Below are 19,355 nucleotides of genomic sequence, written 5' to 3'. Positions count from 1 at the left end.
TGCCCTTCCACTCCACCCACTGCGGGCGGACCTTCAGGTCCTCAGCGATCTTGCGGATCTCGGAAGCCGCTCCCACGAGACGATCCGCCGCGGCCTGGATCTCGCCGCTGCTGGCGTGGTCCAGCCACTCCAGCATCTCTTCGTGCGTCTTTTTGTCGAAATCCGTACCCATGACGCCGTCCCTCTCCCCGTCCCCGTCATCCGCCTGCAGAGCACATCAACGTCGGTGTCAGAAGTCAGCGCCACCGGACGTGTGCTTCTGCTCGGCCTTGTGGTGGGCATTCATGCTGCCCCGGATCGCGCGCATGCGATCTCGGACATCCAAGTCGACGTTCTCGTAGCCCTTGTGGGCTCCGAGGACAGCGATACTCATGCCCTCGATGGAGTCGGACAGCAGCTGGGACAGCTCCTCCAGCTCCTTGATGACCTTGGAGTACGAGCCGTGGAGGGTTTCGGCCTCCACCCACCCCTTCTTGCCCCCGCCGAACTTCTCCCGCCCCATCGTGTCCTCGCCGACCTTCCCAGGGCCAGCCGGAGAGGCCTTGAGGTCGTGGAGGAGTCCGTCGATGCGGTCGCGGAACTTCGTGAACGACGAGAGTTCGGTGAACAGTTCGCTCGCGGCGCCCGGGGAGATCGCCCCGGCTGCTCCTACGGCACCGATGACGTCCCATGGGTACGCCTGTGATTCCGCCCCCGGATCGCTCTGGCCCACAGTGCCCTCCCCCGATTGGCAACAGCCTTTTTTCGCTTCGGGGTTCACCTTAGCCAGCAGGGGTGACACGGTGCACCTCCGGGTTGCACCTGCAACCCGGATCACGCCATCCGTGCGGGGCTCAGGAGTTGGGGGCCGCCACCGCCGCCTGGGGTCTGATGGGGAGGCGGTTTATCGGGCGGCCGGTGGCTGCGCGTACGGCTGCGGCCACTGCGGCCGGGGACGTCACCACGGGGATCGCCGAGGCGGGCTTGGCGCCGAAGGGGGCCACCACGTCGCGCTCCTCGATGAGTTTGACGATGCGAATTTCGGGTGCGTCCAGGGCGGTCGGGAGCGCGTAGCCGGTGAGGTCGGGGTGGCGGATCAGGCCGCGGGCGCTGCGGAGGTTCTCGGTGAGGGCGGCGCCGATGCCCTGGGTGATGCCGGCCTCGATACGGGTCGTCAGCTGGGACGGGTTGAGGATCCGGCCGACGTCCTGGGCAATCGCCATCTCCACGACCCGGACGGAGCCGAGTTCGATGTCGACGTCCACCACCGCGCGGATCGCGCAGAAGGCGAGGCCGACGAAGGCGTCGCCCTGGCCGGATTCGTCGAGGGGTTCGGTCGGATGGGGGCGGCACTGGGCGGTGGCCCAGAGTTCCTTGCCGTCCATCGCTTCCGTGACCGTCGTGGACAGCACACCGTCGTACGAGGTGATCTTGCCGTCGGCGATCTGCAGCAGCTCCGTGGACATGCCGAACTTGTGGGCCAGGGGCTGGAGGAGCTGGGTGCGGACCATCTTGGCGGCGCGTTCCACCGCCCCGGCCGACACCCAGGTGTGGCGGCCGTGCGTCGCCGGACCCGCCGGGGGCTGGTCGGTGTCGACGGACGCCACGTGGACCTCTTCGATGCCCAGGGTCTCCTGGACGACCTGGCGGGCGAGGGTCGAGAAACCCTGGCCCGTCTCGACCGCCGCGCAGATGACCGTGGCGATGCCGTCGTGGACCCTGACCGTGGCCGTGGAGACCTCGTCGGCGCCCTCCGCGCCGAGCATGTGGACCATGCCGAGCGCGTAGCCGACCCCTCGGCGCACCGCACCGGGTTCGCCCGCGCCCTCGGGGCCGCCGGGCAGCAGCCAGTCGTCCTCCGGGGCGTCCTTGGGGAGGGCGGGGAGGGGGAAGTCCCGTACGGAGGTGAGGAGTTCGGAGACAGGTGCGGGGCAGGTCACCGTCTGGCCGGTGGGCAGGATGTCGCCGGTGGACAGGGCGTTGCGCAGGCGCAGTTCGGCCGGGTCGATGCCGAGCTTGGCGGCCAGCTTGTCCATCTGGCCCTCGTACGCCGCGCAGACCTGCATCGCGCCCTCGCCGCGCACATGGCCCGAGGGCGGGTTGTTCGTACGGACCGCCCAGCCCTCGATGAACGCGTGCGGGACGACGTACGGGCCGCAGGCGAACGCGACCGCCGCGGCCAGCGACTCGGACGACGAGTCGGCGTACGCGCCCGCGTCGAGGAGGATCTGCGCCTCGACCTTCACCAGCCGCCCGTCGGCGTCCGCGTGGTGGCGGTAGCGCAGCAGCGTCGGGTGGCGGTGGGAGTGGCCGAGGAAGGACTCCTCGCGGGTGGCGGCCAGTTTGACCGGGCAGCCGGTGCGCAGGGCGAGCAGGCCGAGCGGAAGCTGGAAGCCGGGTTCCTCGCGGTCGCCGGTCGCGCCGGGGACACCCGTGACGACGACCTTCACCCGGTCCGGTTCGAGACCGAAGCAGGCGGCGGCGAGATCGCGGTCGGTGTGCGGGTCGGTGGAGGCGGTGTAGATCTCCACCCCGCCGTCGGGACGGGGCACGGCGAGTCCGGCCTCGGCACCGATCGGGGCCGGGTCCTGACGGCCGATGCGGTACAGGCCCTCGACGACGACCTCGCCGGTGGCGTCCGGGTCCCCGTAGCGCAGCGGGATGTGGCGGATCAGATTGCCGTCGGGGTGCAGCGGTTCGGCGGCGAAGGCCTTCTCCGGGTCGGTGACCGGTTCGAGGACCTCGTACTCGACGGCGATGGCCGCGGCGGCGAGCCTGGCCGTGTCGGGATGGTCGGCGGCGACCGCGGCGATCGGCTCGCCGTGGTGGCGGACCAGGTCGGAGGCGAAGACCGGGCGGTCGACGACTCTGCGGCCGTACGAGCCCTCCCCCGGGATGTCCTCGTGCGTGATGACGGCCCGTACCCCCGTCATCTCGACGGCGGCCGAGGTGTCGATGGACAGGATGCGGGCGTGCGGGTGCGGGGAGCGGAGGACCGCCGCCCAGAGCAGGCCCTCGGCCCAGAGGTCGGCGGCGTACGGGAAGGTGCCCTCGGTCTTGGCGCGCGCGTCGGCGGGCGGCAGCGAGACGCCCAGGCCGAGTGCGGGCGGCTCGGTCTCGGGGCCTTCGGTCGCCGGGGTGGTGATCCGTGTGCTGGTCGCGTTGGCAGCGGTGGCTGCGTCGTTGCTCACGCCATGCCTCCGTCCTGCGGGTGCGACTGGACGCTACCGGCGCCGGGGGCCGCCTGGTGCGGGATGCGGGCCTCGTCGGGCTCCGGGGACGTGGAGTCCGACGAGGCGGGGTCGGTGGTCGCCTCGCGGCCTGCGACGACCTCGTTGACGGCGTCGAGGACGCCGCGGTAGCCGGAACAGCGGCAGAGGTTCCCACAGAGCGCCTGGCGCGTCTCCAACTCGCTGGGGGCGTGGTTGCCCTCCAGCAGATCGTGGACGGTCATGGCCATGCCGGGGATGCAGAAGCCGCACTGGACGGCGCCGCACTTGGCCAGGGCGCGCTGGACGTCGGACGGCTCGCCGTCCACGGCGAGGCCCTCGACCGTACGGACCTCGCTGCCGGCCGCGGTCGCCGCGGGGACCAGGCAGGAGGCGACCAGCCGGCCGTCCACCTGGACGTTGCACGCGCCGCACTCGCCCTGCGAGCAGCCGTCCTTGGCACCGGCGAGGCCGAGGCGCTCACGGAGCACGTAGAGGAGCGACTCGCCGATCCAGGCGTCGGTGACGGGGCGGTCGGCGCCGTTCACATGCAGGACGTAGGAGGCGGCGGGGTGATCGCTGGGGGCGCCGAGCAGCCCGGTATCGGCCTGCTCGGAATCGGCCTGCTCGGAATCGGCCCGCCCGGCTTCGACCGGCTCGGGTTCGACCGGCTCGGGTTCGACCGGCGGGAAATCTGGCGGCTGGGACTCGGCCGGTCGGGAGTCTGACGGTTGGGATTCCGGGGTGCCGGTGTCGGGCGGCCCGGATTCCGGGAACTCGGTGGCGGTGTCGGCGGCGGTGTCGGCGGCGACTTCGTGCGACTCGTCGAGGGCCGTCTCCGGTGGCTGTGCGGCCGGGTACGGCTCGGGCGCGGCCTCCGCCGGATGCTCGGAGGGAGCCTCGCCCGCGGCGGTGGCCGGGGCGGTGCCGGGGGCGATGGCGGGGGCCGTCCCCTGCGCGAGGTCCGCTCCGGGGACGGATACGGAGCCGTCCTCGACGGGCTCCGTCTCCGGTGCTGCTTCGGGGACCCGTGCCGCCTCGGGGGCCTGCTCGAATTCGGCTCCCGGCGCGTGCTCCGGCTCGATATCGGCCGGGGGCGCCGGTTCCACCACGAGCTCGGGCTCAGGACCGGGCTCCGCGGTGGGCTGCTGCGTCGCCCACGGTGCGGGCGCCCCGCCCGGCAGCGTGGCCGGCGGAGTGCGGTCCCCGTACCACTGGGCAGCCAGGGCCGAGGCGGCGAACTCGCCGGACTCCTCCGGGAGATCACCGTCGGCGACCGGGATCGTCCACTGACCGGTGTGGCCATCATGGTTGGAGTGGCCGGTGTGGCCATCATGGTTGGAGTGGCTGGCGTGGCCGGTGTGACCGGCGTGGTCAGCCTGGTCGGCTTGGCCCACGTGCCCCACGTGCCCCACGTGACCCACGTGGTCGGCCTGACCGTCCTGACCTGCCTGACCGGCCTGACCGTCCTGACCTGCCTGACCGGCCTGACCGGCCTGACCGGCCTGACCGGTGTGGACGCCGAACTCCGTGGACTCGGTGAAGTTCCACTGGCCCGTGGCCGCCGACGTCTCCCGGTACTGCTCCTGCGAGAACGGATCGTGAGGGGCCTGAGGGGCCTGAGGCCCATCAGGGGACTGCTGGTACTCGTACCCGTAGTCGTACGGGCCCTGCTGCTGGTTCGGGTCCGGCCAGTGCACCGTCCCGGGTGCCGGCTGCTCCGCTGCCGTGCCGCGCTCCTGCTGGCTCTGCGTCTGCACGACCCAGCTGCCCGTGGCCGACGGGTCGAGCCCGGCCGCCGGTGTCAGCGGCAGGATCATCGGCGGTACGTAGCCCTGGCCGGGCGCGGCCAGCGGGATGTTCGCCAGGTCCTCCGGCGGCAGGTGGACGAAGGCGGTCGCCTCGGCGTCGTACTCGCCGCCCTGCGGCGTCGGCTGCCAGCTCCCGTGCTGCAGGTGCTCCTGCTGCCCGTGCTGTTCGTTGTGGTCCTCGTTGCTCACGACAGTGCCCTCCCCAGCGCGCGTCGGGCCAGCGCGGCGACGGTCCGCCGCAGATGCAGTACGGCGGGGGGCAGCGGTGGCGCCTCTCCCCCGTCGGCGGGCGGTACCTGGTCCGGGATGCAGGCCGCGGCGACGTACTCGCCGAAGGCGGCCAGCGCGTCGGGAGCCAGGCCCCGTTCGCCGTCCCAGTCGATCAGTGAGGCGATCCAGCGCTCGGCCTCCAGCGGCCGCAGCGGCATCGGCGCGATGGCGCCCACCGCGCAGCGCACCCCGCGCCGGGCCGGGTCCAGGACGATCGCGACGGATGCGGTGGCCCGGCCGGGACCGGTGCGGCCGGTGGCCTTCAGGAAGACCTGGGGGGCGTGCAGCAGCGGGACCCGGACGAAGCCGATGAGTTCGGCGGGTTCGAGCATGTCGCGGCCGGCCAGCAGGTGCGAGACCGGAATCTCGCGGCGGGCGCCGCCCGGACCCGCGATGACCAGCTCGGCCTCCAGCGCGGCGAGCACCGGCAGGGCGTCGCCGGTCGGGGCCGCGGTGGCGATGTTGCCGCCGAGCGTTCCGGCGTTACGGATCTGGGGCGGGCCCGCGGCGCGTGCCGAGGCGGCCAGCGCGGGGATGAGGGCGGCGAAGTCGGGCCGCCCCATGCGTGCGTGGGTGAGTCCGGCGCCGAGCAGGGCGTGGCCGTCCTGGTAGTGCCAGCCGCGCAGCTCGCTGATCCGGCCGAGGCCGACCAGGCCGGAGGGGCGCAGCAGCCCCTTGTTGACGGCCGACATCAGGTCTGTACCGCCTGCCACGGGAACGGCGGCGGGCATGGCGCCGAGCGCCGCCACGGCCTCGTCGAGCGAGGCCGGCAGCGTCACGGACTGCGTCGCCTGCGGTGCGTGCGTGGTCAACCCAGCTGCCCCTTCCCGGTGTCCCGGCTGTCCGGCTGTTTCGCCGTACGGTACGTGCTCAAAGCCTGGACGTGGCAACTCTGGCACATCTTCGGATCGGACCGACGCGAGGGTCCGCGAAGGGCGCATCCATCCCTGATCAGGGGAATGTTCCCGTTTCGGCCTGCTTCGGTCCGCTTCGGCGCGGAGTGTGAATTGTGACTCTTCGCCACGCCTTGCCGTCGATTGTTCCGTTGCGGTGGCCGTTGCGGTGTTCCGTTCCGGCAGGGCGAGTTCCGGCAGGGCGAGTTCCGGACAAAAAACTGCCGGCCGGCACGCCCGCTTCGGGGTGCGCCGGCCGGAGTCCGGGTGCGGTCGGGATCACACGTTCGGCGGCGCGCCGTCGATGGGTCGTCCCAGCACACCGGGGCGCTGCTGCCGGGGCAACGGACCACTCGGCGGCCGGTAGTCGACACCGAGGGCGTCAAGCCGGGCGTAGTGCGTGGTCATTCGGCGCTCGAAGCCCGCGAAGTCCCGGTCGCCGGAGGCGGGCAGCGGCGACCAGGCGACCTCCGCGAACGCCGCGAGGCGCGGGAAGACCTGGTAGTCGACGCGGGCCCGGTTCTGCATCACCTCGGTCCAGACATTGGCCTGGGTGCCCAGGATGTGACGGGCCGCCTCCTCGGAGAGGCCCGCCGGCACGGGTTCGAAGCGGTAGACGTCCTCCAGGGTGCGGACGAAGCCGATGGGCATCGGCTCGTCGGGGCCGCCGTCCTGACGGTGGTCCAGGTACACGTGCTGCTCCGGGCACATGACGACGTCGTGGCCGGCCTCGGCGGCGGCCATGCCTCCGCCGTAACCCCGCCAGGACGACACGGCGGCGCCCGCCGGGAGGCCGCCCTCCAGGATCTCGTCCCAGCCGATCAGCCGGCGTCCGCGGGCGGTGAGCCAGGTGTCGAAGTGCCGGATGATCCAGGACTGCAGCTCGTCCTCGTTGGCCAGGCCGAATTCGTCGATCCGGGCCTGGGCGACCGGCGACTCCTTCCACTGGTCCTTGCGGCATTCGTCGCCGCCGATGTGGATGAACGGCGAGGTGGCGGCGGGGAAGAGGTCGAGCACCTCTTCGAGGACGCCTTCGAAGAAGCGCAGGGTGTTGTCAGTGGGGGCGAGTACGTTCGCGTTGATGCCCCAGGTGTCCCAGACGGAGAGGGTGGTGGTGTCGATGACGTCGGTGTTGCCCAGTTCGGGGTACGCGGCGATGGCGGCCTGCGAGTGGCCCGGTACGTCGATCTCGGGGACGACGCGGATATGCCGCTCGGCGGCGTACGCGACGATCTCGCGGATGTCGTCCTGCGTGTAGTAGCCGCCGTGCGGGGTCTCGTCCCACAGCTCGGACGCCCGGTGGCCGTGCTTGGTGCGGGGCCGCCAGGAGCCGATCCCGGTGAGCCGCGGGTAGCGCTTGATCTCGATGCGCCAGCCCTGGTCGTCGGTGAGGTGGAAGTGGAAGACGTTCAGCTTGTGCGCGGCGAGGAGGTCGAGATAGCGCAGGACGTCGTCCTTGGGCATGAAGTGCCGTGCCACGTCGAGCATCATGCCGCGCCAGGCGAAGCGGGGGCTGTCCTCGATGTCCGTGAAGGGGATCGTGCGCCGCGCGCCGGGGCTGACGGGCGCTCGGCGGAAGGCTTCGGGGCCCAGGAGCTGACGGAGGGTCTGCGCGCCCCAGAAGACCCCGGCGGGGCTGCCTCCGGTGATCTCGACGCTCCCGCCGGTGCCGGTGCTCAGGCGGTAGCCCTCCGGCTCCAGTGCCGGGTCGATGGCCAGCCGGACGGTGTTCGCGGCGGGCCGGCCGCTCGGGGCGGGCTCGCCGCCCGCGGCAGCCGGCTGCGGGGCGAGCGGCAGGCCGAAGGCGGCGCCGAGCGTGGTACGCAGCCAGCGTTCGGTGCTCTCCGTGCCGGGGGCCGCCGTGATGGTGGTGGACGGGTCGAGCCGGAAGCCGCACCGCCCTTCACCACCGACACGCACGGGTGCCGGAATCAGGTCGGCGATCGGGGCGGCAGTCCGGTCGGTGGTCGGGTCCATGTCCATGTCCATGGCGTCAGTCCTTTACCGCTCCGCCGAGTCCGGAGACCAGGCGGCGCTGTACGAGTACGAAGAAGACCAGCACGGGAATGGTCATCACCGTCGAGGCTGCCATGATCCCTCCCCAGTCGTTCTCATCGGGTTTGAAGAAGACCAGCAGCGCCATGGGAAGCGTCGACTGGGAGGTGTCGCTGATGATGAACGACTTCGCGAACAGGAAGTCGTTCCAGGTGGAGATGAACGAGAAGACGCTGGTCGCCACGAGGCCGGGGAAGACCAGCGGGAAGAGGATCTGCCACAGGAAGCGGGTGCGGCTCGCCCCGTCGATGTACGCGGCCTCCTCCAGCGCGTCCGGTACGGCCTTGACGAAGCCACGCAGCATCCAGATCGCGAACGGCAGCGAGAAGGCGAGGTGCGGCAGGATCAGCGAGCCGAGCGTGTTCAGCTGGCCGAAGTCCCGCATCAGGAAGAACAGCGGGATGGTCAGCGCCTCGACCGGCACCATCTGCGCGACCAGGAACATGATCAGCAGCGTGGTGCGGAAGCGGAACCTGAACCGGGTCACCGCCGTCGCCGCCAGGAAGGCGATCAGCGCGGAGGCGATGACGACCGTCCCGGCGACCAGCAGGCTGTTGAGGAAGTACCGCCCGAAGTCGTTCTGTTCGAAGACCCGGCGGAACGAGTCCAGGGACGGCGACAGCGTCCACGGGCGGGGGTCGGTGGACTGGATCTCGCCGGCCGGTTTGAGGGCGGAGAGCACCATCCAGTACAGCGGGAAGGCGACCGCGGCGGCGATCAGCAGGGCCGCGGCCTCGGCGGCCAGCCGGCCGGGCCGGCGGATGCGCAGCATGCTCCGCGCGCTCACAGTTCCTCCCCCTGGCGCCGCACCAGGCGCAGATGGACGAGCGTGACGGCCAGCAGGATCACCAGCATCACGACGCCGATCGCCGAGCCGAGGCTGTACTGCGAGGACGCGAACGCCTTCTGGTAGGCGTACACGTTGAGCACCAGGTTCTGGCCGGCGATGCCGCCGCCGTTGGTCATGACGTAGATCTGGGTGAAGACCTTGAAGTCCCAGATGATCGACTGGATGGTGACGACGACGAGGATCGGCCGCAGCATCGGGGCCATGACCGACCGCCAGATCCGCCACTGCGAGGCACCGTCCAGCGCCGCCGCCTCCAGCACCTCGGTGGGGATCGCCCGGATGCCCGCGTACACCGTCACCATGACGAACGGGAACGAGCACCACAGGACTTCCAGGAGCACCAGGGCGAAGGCGCTGTAGCGCCCGTACGTCCAGGAGAAGTCGCCCAGCCCCAGCACCCGGTTGACCGGGCCGAAGTCCGGGTCGAAGAGAAACACCCAGACGGTGGACCCGGTGATCGCCGGGGTCGCCCAGGCGCCGAGCGCGGCCATCATCAGCGCGAGCCGCGGCAGGGCCCGGATGCGGGTCAGCAGGACGGCGAGCGTGCAGCCGACGAGCAGGGTGGCCAGTACGCAGGTGGCGGCGAAGACCACGGTCGCCAGGAGCACCTGCCAGAACTGGCTGTCGCCGAAGAGCGTCGCGTAGTTCCCGAACCCCTGGAAGGTGGTCGGTTCACCGCCGCTGACCTGGGCCTGGGTGTACTCCAGGAAGGAGATCAGACCGAGTTGACAGATCGGGTAGACGAGCAGCCCGCCGAGGAGGACGAGTGCGGGCAGGAGATAGAGCCAGGGGGTCCAGCCGGAGCGGCGCGCGGGCGAGGCAGGGCGGCGCCGCCGGAGCGGGCGGGTGGAGGTGCCGCCCGCTCCCGACGTGCCGCCCGCTCCCGACGTGCCGCCCGCTCCGGACGCGCCGGGCGCTTTGTACGCCGTACTGTTCGCGGTCATGATCAGCCCGCGTCGGCGAACGCGGCGTCCATCTTCTTCGCCGCGTCGTCCGAGGCCTTCGCCACGTCCTTACGGCCGCTGACGATCTCCTGGAACATCGTCGGCAGGACCAGCGAGGAGTCGATCCGGCCCCAGCCGGGCGAGGCCGGGACGAACTTCGCCCCCGCGCCGAGCGTCTTGACGAACGGCTCGACGAACGGCTCCTTCTTCGCGGCCGCGGCCCGCACGTCGGTGTACGTCGGGAGGAAACCCATCGCGTCGAACATCTTCGTCTGCGTCCGCTTGCCGGTCAGGGACTTCATCAGGTCCACGGCGAGGGTGCGGTGCGAGCTGCTCTTCAGTACGCCGATGTTGTTCCCGCCCGCGAACGCGGGGGCGACGGAGCCCTCGGCGACACCGGGCAGCGGCACCACCGCGTACTTGCCCTTCACCGACCCCGCCTCGACGGCCGTGTGGCTGAAGTCGCCGCCGATCGCCATGGCGGCCTTGCCGGAGGCGAACGCGGTGACGGTCGCGTTGCCGCCCATGACCGCGCACTTGGCGGCCGGACAGTTGTCGTCGCCGAAGAGCGAGGTGTAGGCCTCGATGCCCTTGCGGGCCTTGTCGCTGTTGATGGCCGCCTGGTACGTACCGCCGCTCTCGTCGGCGAGTTCGCCGCCGGCCGCCCAGATGAACGGCATCGCGCCGTAGGTGTACGCGCCGCCGACCGCCAGTCCGTACAGGTCCGGCTTCTTCTTGTGGATCTTCTTCGCGGTGGAGATCAGCTCGGCCTGGGACTTGGGGGCCTCGATCCCCAGCTGCTCGAAGACGTCCGTGCGGTAGTACAGCGCCCGTACACCGACGAAGAGCGGGGCTCCGTAGATCTTGCCGCCGACCGTCACGGACTGCTTGGCGGTCGGGTCGGTGTCCTTGGCCTCGTCCCAGGCGGCGAACTCGGCGCTCACATCGGCGAGTCCGCCGTCCTTGACGTATCCGGCGGTGTCGGTGTTGCCGTACTCGATGAGGTCCGGGGCGCTCTTGGGGTCGTTGAACGCCGCCTTGATGCGCTGCGCCCGGGTGTCGACCGGTATGTACTCGATCTCGACCTCCGCGTCCCTGTGGGCCTTCTCGAAGTCGGCGACCGCCGCGTCGACGACCTGCTCCTTGGGCTTGTTGCCGACTTCCTGGAACAGCCAGACCCGCAGCGTGCCGGTCTTCTCGTCCCCCTTGGCTCCGGTGTCGGAGGTCTGCGGCGCACAGGCGGTGGCGGTGAGACCCGCCAGCACAAGCGCCGCGGCCGGGGCGGCAATTCGGGCAGACAGCTTCATCCGTGAACCCCTTACCGGTAGGCGTTGCAACATACGCAACATGCGTTTCGTTCTGCACAACTGGCAGGAGAGTAGGTGCGCACGCAGACGCCGACAAGTGGTCTCTACCACTCTGTGACCCGGGGAAGCAGTCCGTGCAACGCAAAGGGCCCCCGGGGCGCGCTTCAACGCGCGCCCCGGGGGCCCGAAGCAGTGGTCGCCGGACGGCTCCGGACTACTTCTTGTCCTTGCCGCCCTTGCCCTTGTCCTTGTCGCCACCGGCGCCCATGGACTCGTAGATCTCCTTGCACATGGGACAGACCGGGTACTTCTTGGGGTCGCGCCCCGGCACCCAGACCTTCCCGCACAGTGCGACCACGGGGGTGCCCTCCAGGGCACTCGCCATGATCTTGTCCTTCTGGACGTAATGGGCGTAGCGCTCGTGGTCGCCGTCGCCGTTCGACACCTGCGGCGTCGGCTCCACGAGGGTTCCGGTACCTGCCCCGCGCTCGGGCTCAAGAGTGCTCATAACCGCCAAGGGTACCGACAGCCCGGAGCTTCAGTTCAGCGAAGGGTCGTCCGGATACGTGGCGATCATCGCCAGTTCGCTGCGCTGACGGCGCAGGACCGCGCGCCAGAGGTGTTCCGGGCGCGGGGAGGAGACGTCCCCGGGCTCGGACTCGACCACGTACCAGGCGCCCTCGGTCAGTTCGGTCTCCAGCTGACCGGGTCCCCAGCCCGCGTACCCGGCGAAGATCCGCAGCGAGCCGAGCGCCGCGGCCAGCAGCTCCGGCGGCGCCTCCAGGTCCACCAGGCCGATCGCCCCGTACACCCGGCGCCAGCCGAGCGGCCCCTCGTCGCCGGGGATGACGGCCACGCCGAGCGCCGAGTCGAGCGAGACCGGGCCGCCCTGGAAGACGACGTCCGGTTCGCCGGTCAGGCCGGCCCAGGGCGTGAGGATGTCGACCACGCCGACCGGGGTCGGGCGGTTCAGGACCACACCGAGTGAGCCCTCCTCGTCGTGGTCGAGGAGCAGCACCACCGCGCGGTCGAAATTCGGGTCCGCGAGCGCGGGTGTGGCCACGAGCAGTCGCCCTGTGAGCGAGGACACCTCGGTCATGGCAGAAATGATCCCGCATCTTCGCTCCTTGCGGGGACCAAGTGGGCCGCCCGGTCCCCGGATGGGCCGCGGCGCAGCTCAGGGCGCACGGGTGCACGGGGAGCGCGCATTCCGGAGAACCATGCGGACGGTAACCCTCCGCAAGATCTGGAGAGCAGAGCGTGTTGTGGCGGATTCATGACGTTCGTACACCCCCTGTTCTCTTACGGAATGGGGGCAGTGGGCCATTACTCTTTCGTTTGGCCCCCTGCCCGACCACTCCGGAACGCGAGATTCATGACCGGCACAGACGATGTCCTGCTTGTCCACGGCGGAACCCCGCTCGAGGGCGAGATCCGCGTCAGAGGCGCCAAGAACCTGGTGCCGAAGGCAATGGTCGCCGCGCTGCTCGGCAGCGGGCCCAGCCGACTGCGCAACGTGCCCGACATCCGCGACGTGCGGGTGGTCCGGGGGCTGCTGCAGCTGCACGGTGTGACGGTCCGGCCCGGTGACGAGCCGGGCGAGCTCATCCTGGACCCGACCCATGTGGAGAGCGCGAACGTCGCCGACATCGATGCCCACGCGGGCTCGTCGCGCATCCCGATCCTCTTCTGCGGCCCGCTGCTGCACCGGCTCGGCCACGCGTTCATCCCGGGGCTCGGCGGCTGCGACATCGGCGGCCGGCCGATCGACTTCCACTTCGACGTGCTGCGGCAGTTCGGCGCGACCATCGAGAAGCGGGCGGACGGGCAGTACCTGGAGGCCCCGCAGCGGCTGCGCGGCACGAAGATCCGGCTGCCGTACCCGTCGGTGGGCTCCACCGAGCAGGTGCTGCTGACGGCGGTACTCGCCGAGGGCGTCACCGAGCTGTCCAACGCGGCCGTGGAGCCGGAGATCGAGGACCTCATCTGCGTACTGCAGAAGATGGGCGCGATCATCTCGATGGACACCGACCGGACGATCCGGATCACCGGTGTCGACCGGCTGGACGGTTATACGCACCGGGCGATCCCGGACCGCCTGGAGGCGGCCTCCTGGGCGTCCGCGGCGCTGGCCACCGAGGGCAACATCTACGTACGGGGCGCACAGCAGCGCTCGATGATGACGTTCCTCAACACCTTCCGCCGGGTCGGCGGCGCCTTCGAGATCGACGACGAGGGCATCCGCTTCTGGCACCCGGGCGGCGCGCTGAACGCCATCGCCCTGGAGACGGACGTGCACCCCGGCTTCCAGACCGACTGGCAGCAGCCGCTGGTGGTGGCGCTGACGCAGGCCTCGGGCCTGTCCATCGTCCACGAGACGGTGTACGAGTCGCGGCTCGGCTTCACCTCGGCGCTCAACCAGATGGGCGCGCACATCCAGCTCTACCGCGAGTGCCTGGGCGGCTCCGACTGCCGCTTCGGCCAGCGCAACTTCCTGCACTCGGCGGTCGTGTCCGGGCCGACGAAGCTGCAGGGCGCGGATCTGGTCATCCCGGACCTGCGCGGCGGTTTCTCGTACCTGATCGCCGCGCTGGCGGCGCAGGGCACGTCGCGGGTGCACGGCATCGACCTGATCAACCGCGGCTACGAGAACTTCATGGACAAGCTGGAGAAGCTGGGCGCGAAGGTGGAGCTGCCGGGCGGGGCGCTGGTCTGAGACCGGGCGCCGGACGGCTGCTGACGGGGGTTCGGGGCGCTGCCCCGGGCCCCCGTTTCCTTGCCGACCGGGCCCCGGCCCCTCGATACCGGGCCGTAGAGGCCCAGAACGGGGCCTCTCGGGCCGGTACACCGAAGGGCGGTCACCCTGGTGGGGTGACCGCCCTTCGTCGCGCCTGTGGGGCTTACTTACCCTTGGCGGCTTCCTTGAGCTTGGAGCCCGCGGAGACCTTCACGCTGTAGCCGGCCGGGATGTTGATCGGGTCGCCGGTCTGCGGGTTACGAGCGGTGCGAGCGGCACGGTGGGTGCGCTCGAAGGTCAGGAAGCCGGGGATGGTGACCTTCTCGTCGCCCTTGGCGACGATCTCACCGACGGTCTCGGCGAGGGCGGCCAGCACGGCGTCGGCGTCCTTGCGAGTCACCTCGGCGCGGTCGGCCAGGGCGGCCACCAGCTCACTGCGGTTCATGTTGTTACTCCCGTGTTCTTCTTGCCTGTGAGGCGTGAGATCGAAGCCGATGCTGCCAGGGCCCTCGGACAGTCCCCGGACCCGGGTCTGTCGTCAGACCCTCGCGCCCGATTACGCATCCTGCCCCCACCTGCGGCGGTAACGCCAATCCGGCACCCTCCGGAGTCACACGAAAAGCACCAGCGCCTCTTCGTGGTGACGTTCCGTCGACTCTCCGAAAGCGTTCCGCAGCGGTTGCGGGCCTCGGCGGGACGCGCCGCCCGCCCACCCTAAAGGGGCGTTTGGGGCGCCGCGACCCGCGACGCGCCGTAGTCCGGACCGACGTGCGGCGCCGGGGGCGCGGACGACGCCGGCAGGAGGCCTGCCGGGTCCTGCCGACGGAGGCGGGTCAGCCGAGGTCGCCCGAGGCCTTCGCGGTGCCGCCGGCCGCCCTCGCGGCGTCCCGGACGGCGCCGGCGACCGCGCCCGCGACCCGGTCGTTGAAGACCGACGGGATGATGTAGTTCGCGTTCAGCTCGTCCTCGGCGACCACGTCGGCGAGGGCGCGCGCCGCGGCGAGCATCATCTCCGTGTTGACGGTGCGGGACTGAGCGTCCAGCAGGCCGCGGAAGACACCCGGGAAGACCAGCACGTTGTTGATCTGGTTCGGGAAGTCGGAACGCCCGGTGGCGACAACTGCCGCCGTCTGACGTGCGATTGCCGGGTCCACTTCGGGGTCCGGGTTCGCGAGCGCGAACACGATCGCACCGTCGGCCATGGCGGCGACATCGGCGCCGTCCAGCACGTTCGGGGCGGAGACACCGATGAAGACGTCGGCGCCCACGACGGCCTGCTTGAGGGTGCCGGTCATGGACTCCGGGTTGGTGTTGTCGGCGATCCAGCGCAGCGGCGAGTCGGCGTCGGCGGAGACGAGGTCCTCACGGCCGGCGTGCACCACACCGTGGATGTCGGCGACGACGGCGTGCTTGACGCCGGCGGCGATGAGGAGCTTCAGGATGGCCGTGCCGGCCGCTCCGGCTCCGGACATGACGACCCGTACATCCCCGATTCCCTTGCCCACCACGCGAAGCGCGTTGGTCAACGCAGCCAGGACGACGATCGCGGTGCCGTGCTGGTCGTCGTGGAAGACCGGGATGTCCAGGGCCTCGCGCAGCCGTGCCTCGATCTCGAAGCAGCGGGGGGCGGAGATGTCCTCCAGGTTGATGCCCGCGAAGCCGGGGGCGATGGCCTTGACGATCTCGACGATGGCGTCGGTGTCCTGGGTGTCCAGGCAGATCGGCCAGGCGTCGATGCCGGCGAACCGCTTGAAGAGGGCCGCCTTGCCCTCCATCACCGGGAGGGCGGCCATCGGGCCGATGTTGCCGAGACCGAGCACGGCGGAGCCGTCCGTCACAACTGCGACGGAGTTGCGCTTGATGGTGAGGCGGCGGGCGTCCTCGGGGTTCTCGGCGATGGCCATGCAGACCCGGGCCACGCCCGGGGTGTAGATCATCGAGAGATCGTCACGGTTGCGGATGGGGTGCTTGGACGCCATCTCGATCTTGCCGCCGAGGTGCATCAGGAACGTACGGTCGGAGACCTTGCCCAGGACGACACCCTCGATGCCGCGCAGGCCCTCGACGATCTCGTCCGCGTGCGAGGTGGAGGTGGCCGCGATGGTGACGTCGATCCGCAGCTTCTCGTGACCGGAAGCGGTCACGTCGAGGCCGGTGACCGATCCGCCGGAGGACTCCACGGCCGTGGTGAGCTGGGAGACCGCTGTGCCGCTCGCGGGCACCTCCAGCCTGACCGTCATCGAGTACGAGACGCTGGGCGCCGTTGCCATGGCCGAGTCCTTCGCTTTCCTTAGCTTCATTGCCGCGTGACCGGGGCGCTCGCCTCGGACACGCTTCCCGATCGTCGCACCTACTGGCCGGTAGCCGGTAATGACTGCCACTCTTCGGAAAGCACTTTCCACCATACGAGATATGACCGCTTCAGCGGAACCCCCAACCGGCCCCGGCCGGATTCGGTACCGGCCATCGCGGAGAGGCGGGGCGCCCCCTGCGCGGGAACGGGGGCGCCCCCTGCGCGCGAACGGACTCCGCAAACAAGAACAGACCCGCGCCACCGGAAGGTGACGCGGGTCTGTCTTCTTGGTCGAACGGCACCGACCCGCCATGCTCGCCTCGCGGCAAGTGGTCGCTCGTAGCGACGAAGGTTGGGCCCGGGGGCTTGGATCGAGCCGGTGCCGACACCAGGCTAACAAAGACCCCGAAGAAGTGATTCCCCACAGCACAGGTTGACCCGAAAACAGTCCGCCCCGAGCGGCCCCGGGCCCTGTCCGACCCTGATCCGCCGGACAGGCCCCAGGTCCTCGCCGCCCCCGCCCGGCCCCGTCTCAGTCCCTCAACAGGTCCGGGACACCGTCCTCGTCGGGCAGGTCCCGCTCCCCCGAGACCACCGTCAGCTGCTGCGTCGCACGCGTCAACGCCACGTACAGCACCCGCAGGCCGGCCGGGGACTCGTCCGCGATCTCCGCGGGCGAGACGACCACCGTGGCGTCGTACTCCAGGCCCTTCGCCTCCAGGCTGCCCAGCGCCACCACCCGCTCGCCGAGCTCGGCGAGCCAGCCGCGGGCCTGGGCCCGGCGGTTCATCGCGACGACCACACCCACCGTGCCGTCGACCTCGGCGAGCAGCCGCCGCGCCTCCTCGCGCACCGAGGCGGCCAGATCGCCGTCCCGTACGGTCTCGAAGCGCGGCTTCACGCCGGTGGAGCGGACCGCGGCCGGTGACTCCATGCCGGGCATCGCCAGCGCCAGGACCTTGGAGGCCAGCTCGGCGATCTCCGCCGGGTTGCGGTAGTTGACGGTGAGGGTGAAGCGGCGGCGCGGCCGGTTGCCGAGCGCCTCGTCGCGCACGCGGGCGGCCTCGTCCGGGTCCGACCAGGAGGACTGCGCCGGGTCCCCGACGATCGTCCAGGTGGCGTGCCTGCCGCGGCGGCCGACCATCCGCCACTGCATGGGCGTGAGGTCCTGCGCCTCGTCGACGATGACGTGCGCGTACTCCGTACGCTCCGCCGCCAGCCGCTCGGCGCGCTCGCGCTGGGTCTCCTCGCGCTGCGGCATCAGCTCCTCCAGACCGGAGAGCTGGTCCAGCGGGTCGAGTTCGCGCTTCTTCTTCGGCCGGTGCGGTGTGCCGAGCAGCATCTGCAGCTCGTCGAGGATGGCCACGTCGTGCACGGACAGCGGCCCGTTCCCGTCGCGGTCGAGCCGCTTCAGGGAGCGGGCGAAGCGGCGCACCTCGCCCTGGTTGAGGACCCGGCGGGCCCAGCGGCCGAGCCGCTTCTCGTCGGCCATCGCGGCGAGCACCCCGCGCGGGGTGAGCTCGGGCCACCAGGCGTTCAGGAAGTCGAGGAAGTCCGTCTCGGTGGAGACGTCCTCGTCGAAGGAGGAGCGCAGTTCGGCGGCGAGCTCGGGGTCGGTGTAGCGGCCCCGGCCCGAGGACTTGTTCCACAGGGCGTCCAGGAGCATCCTGCGGGCGCGCGGGCGCAGCAGGTTGACCGGCGCGGTGCCGCCGAGGACGGACTGCCGGATGCGGTGCAGCTCGTCGGCGTTCAGCTCGACGCGGGCGCCGAACGCGACGACCCGCAGCCGGGTCGGGGTGGCGGGGGCCCGGTCGCCGGCTCCGTCCGCTCCGTCCGCCGCGTCGCCGAAGGACAGCTGGCCGTCCCGGTCCGCCGCCGCCCTGCGGGAGGTGCCGGGCTGTTCCAGCGCGCCGCGGGACGCCTTGCGCAGCACCTGGAGCATCCGCGATGAGCCCTTGATCCGGGCGACGGCGGGCTCGTCGTAGGTGGTGGCGCCCTCGACGCCGGCCGCCTCGTCGGAGAGCGAGCCGACCGCGCGGATCGCGACCTGCCCCTCCTCGCCCAGCGAGGGCAGCACGCCCTCGGTGTACGCGACCAGGAGCGGGGTCGGCGAGACGACGAGGATGCCGCCCGCGTAACGCCGCCGGTCCTGGTAGAGGAGGTACGCGGCACGGTGCAGGGCGACGGCCGTCTTGCCGGTGCCGGGGCCGCCGGAGACCTCGGTGACGGAGGCGGCGGGGGCCCGGATCACCAGGTCCTGTTCGGCCTGGATGGAGGAGACGATGTCCCGCATGGTGTGGCTGCGGGCCTGTCCGAGCGCCGCCATCAGGGCACCGTCGCCGATGACGGGCAGCTTGTCGCCGCCCAGGTAAGCGGTCAGCTCGGGGCGCATCAGGTCGTCCTCGACGCCGAGGACCTTGCGGCCCTTGGAGCGGATGACCCGGCGGCGTACGACCCTGCCGGGTTCCTTCGGCGTCGAGCGGTAGAACGGTGCGGCGGCCGGGGCGCGCCAGTCGATGACCAGCGGCGCGTAGTCGGAGTCGAGGACCCCGATCCGGCCGATGTGCAGCGTCTCCGCGATATCGGCCGAGTTGTCGTCGCGGACGGCGTCGTCGGCGGGTTCGACGGAGGTGTACGCGCCGTCCGGGCCGCGTTCGCCGTCCTTGCCGAGCAGCAGATCGATCCTTCCGAAGAGGAAGTCCTCGAACTCGCTGTTCAGCCGGTTGAGGTGGATTCCGGCCCGGAACACCTGGGCGTCGCGCTCGGCGAGCGCTCCCGGGGTACCGACCTGGCCGCGCTTGACGGCGTCATGCATGAGAAATTCCGCCTCGTGGATCTTCTCCTCAAGGCGGTGGTACACACGGTCGAGATGTTCCTGCTCGACACCGATTTCCCGGTCCCGCAACGAATCGACAGCGGCATCCTGCGCGGCCACCGAGGCCCCCTTCTGACGTGCATTGGGCAGCCGTCAACCTTATGCGAAGGGGGACCCACCGCGCACCTGCCA

At 71.0% G+C, this 19,355-nt stretch carries 14 protein-coding genes; 1 reads left to right on the top strand and 13 read right to left on the bottom strand.

Features of this window, described 5'->3' with window-relative positions; translation table 11 throughout:
• Window positions 1–229: 229 nt before the first annotated feature.
• From ACFV8T_RS02875 to ACFV8T_RS02830, 10 genes are all read right to left on the bottom strand, one after another.
• Window positions 230–712, bottom strand: coding sequence for a hypothetical protein (locus tag ACFV8T_RS02875; RefSeq protein ID WP_385323797.1), 483 nt, complete (start codon window positions 710–712; stop codon window positions 230–232).
• Between the two features lie 121 nt (window positions 713–833).
• Window positions 834–3,170 carry a xanthine dehydrogenase family protein molybdopterin-binding subunit gene (locus tag ACFV8T_RS02870; RefSeq protein WP_385323796.1) on the bottom strand — a complete coding sequence of 779 codons (2,337 nt, stop codon included), beginning with the start codon at window positions 3,168–3,170 and terminating at the stop codon, window positions 834–836.
• Window positions 3,167–5,188, bottom strand: a complete 2,022-nt coding sequence (locus tag ACFV8T_RS02865) for a 2Fe-2S iron-sulfur cluster-binding protein (protein ID WP_385323793.1) — start codon at window positions 5,186–5,188, stop codon at window positions 3,167–3,169. The genes ACFV8T_RS02870 and ACFV8T_RS02865 overlap by 4 nt, the downstream gene beginning before the upstream one ends.
• Window positions 5,185–6,081, bottom strand: coding sequence for an FAD binding domain-containing protein (locus ACFV8T_RS02860; protein WP_385323791.1), 897 nt, complete (start codon window positions 6,079–6,081; stop codon window positions 5,185–5,187). The genes ACFV8T_RS02865 and ACFV8T_RS02860 overlap by 4 nt, the downstream gene beginning before the upstream one ends.
• A 360-nt stretch (window positions 6,082–6,441) precedes the next feature.
• The gene (locus ACFV8T_RS02855; protein WP_385323788.1) at window positions 6,442–8,151 is read right to left on the bottom strand and encodes a beta-N-acetylhexosaminidase; all 1,710 of its coding nucleotides are present in this window, start codon (window positions 8,149–8,151) and stop codon (window positions 6,442–6,444) included.
• Window positions 8,152–8,155: 4 nt separating this feature from the next.
• Window positions 8,156–9,004: a carbohydrate ABC transporter permease gene (locus tag ACFV8T_RS02850; RefSeq protein ID WP_266418593.1), complete on the bottom strand. Its 849-nt coding sequence runs from the start codon at window positions 9,002–9,004 to the stop codon at window positions 8,156–8,158.
• The gene (locus ACFV8T_RS02845) at window positions 9,001–10,011 is read right to left on the bottom strand and encodes a carbohydrate ABC transporter permease (protein ID WP_385323785.1); all 1,011 of its coding nucleotides are present in this window, start codon (window positions 10,009–10,011) and stop codon (window positions 9,001–9,003) included. Before ACFV8T_RS02845 ends, ACFV8T_RS02850 begins: the two co-directional genes overlap by 4 nt.
• 2 nt (window positions 10,012–10,013) lie before the next feature.
• Window positions 10,014–11,318, bottom strand: coding sequence for an extracellular solute-binding protein (locus tag ACFV8T_RS02840; protein ID WP_385323782.1), 1,305 nt, complete (start codon window positions 11,316–11,318; stop codon window positions 10,014–10,016).
• 214 nt (window positions 11,319–11,532) lie between these two features.
• Window positions 11,533–11,826 carry a DUF3039 domain-containing protein gene (locus ACFV8T_RS02835; RefSeq protein ID WP_072484142.1) on the bottom strand — a complete coding sequence of 98 codons (294 nt, stop codon included), beginning with the start codon at window positions 11,824–11,826 and terminating at the stop codon, window positions 11,533–11,535.
• A 30-nt stretch (window positions 11,827–11,856) separates the two neighbouring features.
• Window positions 11,857–12,417 carry a YqgE/AlgH family protein gene (locus tag ACFV8T_RS02830; protein WP_266418587.1) on the bottom strand — a complete coding sequence of 187 codons (561 nt, stop codon included), beginning with the start codon at window positions 12,415–12,417 and terminating at the stop codon, window positions 11,857–11,859.
• Window positions 12,418–12,693: 276 nt separating this feature from the next.
• On the opposite strand from ACFV8T_RS02830, the gene murA reads away from it, so the two are divergent.
• Complete coding sequence (gene murA / locus ACFV8T_RS02825) at window positions 12,694–14,034, top strand: UDP-N-acetylglucosamine 1-carboxyvinyltransferase (RefSeq protein WP_385323780.1); 1,341 nt, start codon at window positions 12,694–12,696, stop codon at window positions 14,032–14,034.
• Window positions 14,035–14,218: 184 nt separating this feature from the next.
• Here the strand turns inward: murA and ACFV8T_RS02820 are convergent, their stop codons facing one another.
• From ACFV8T_RS02820 to ACFV8T_RS02810, 3 genes are all read right to left on the bottom strand, one after another.
• Window positions 14,219–14,500, bottom strand: coding sequence for an HU family DNA-binding protein (locus tag ACFV8T_RS02820; RefSeq protein WP_003968811.1), 282 nt, complete (start codon window positions 14,498–14,500; stop codon window positions 14,219–14,221).
• A gap of 388 nt (window positions 14,501–14,888) precedes the next feature.
• A complete protein-coding gene (locus tag ACFV8T_RS02815; RefSeq protein WP_266418583.1) occupies window positions 14,889–16,325 on the bottom strand; it encodes an NAD-dependent malic enzyme in 1,437 nt (478 codons plus the stop codon).
• Between the two features lie 555 nt (window positions 16,326–16,880).
• Window positions 16,881–19,283 (bottom strand): HelD family protein, encoded by a 2,403-nt coding sequence (locus ACFV8T_RS02810; RefSeq protein ID WP_385323777.1) that lies wholly within the window; start codon window positions 19,281–19,283, stop codon window positions 16,881–16,883.
• Between the last annotated feature and the right edge of the window lie 72 nt (window positions 19,284–19,355).

This window comes from Streptomyces sp. NPDC059832 (assembly GCF_042731715.1).
In the GTDB taxonomy this organism is placed as follows: Bacteria; Actinomycetota; Actinomycetes; order Streptomycetales; family Streptomycetaceae; genus Streptomyces.
The sequence above is the reverse complement of the archived record's forward strand: the minus strand, read 5'-3'. Positions and strand labels throughout refer to the sequence as shown.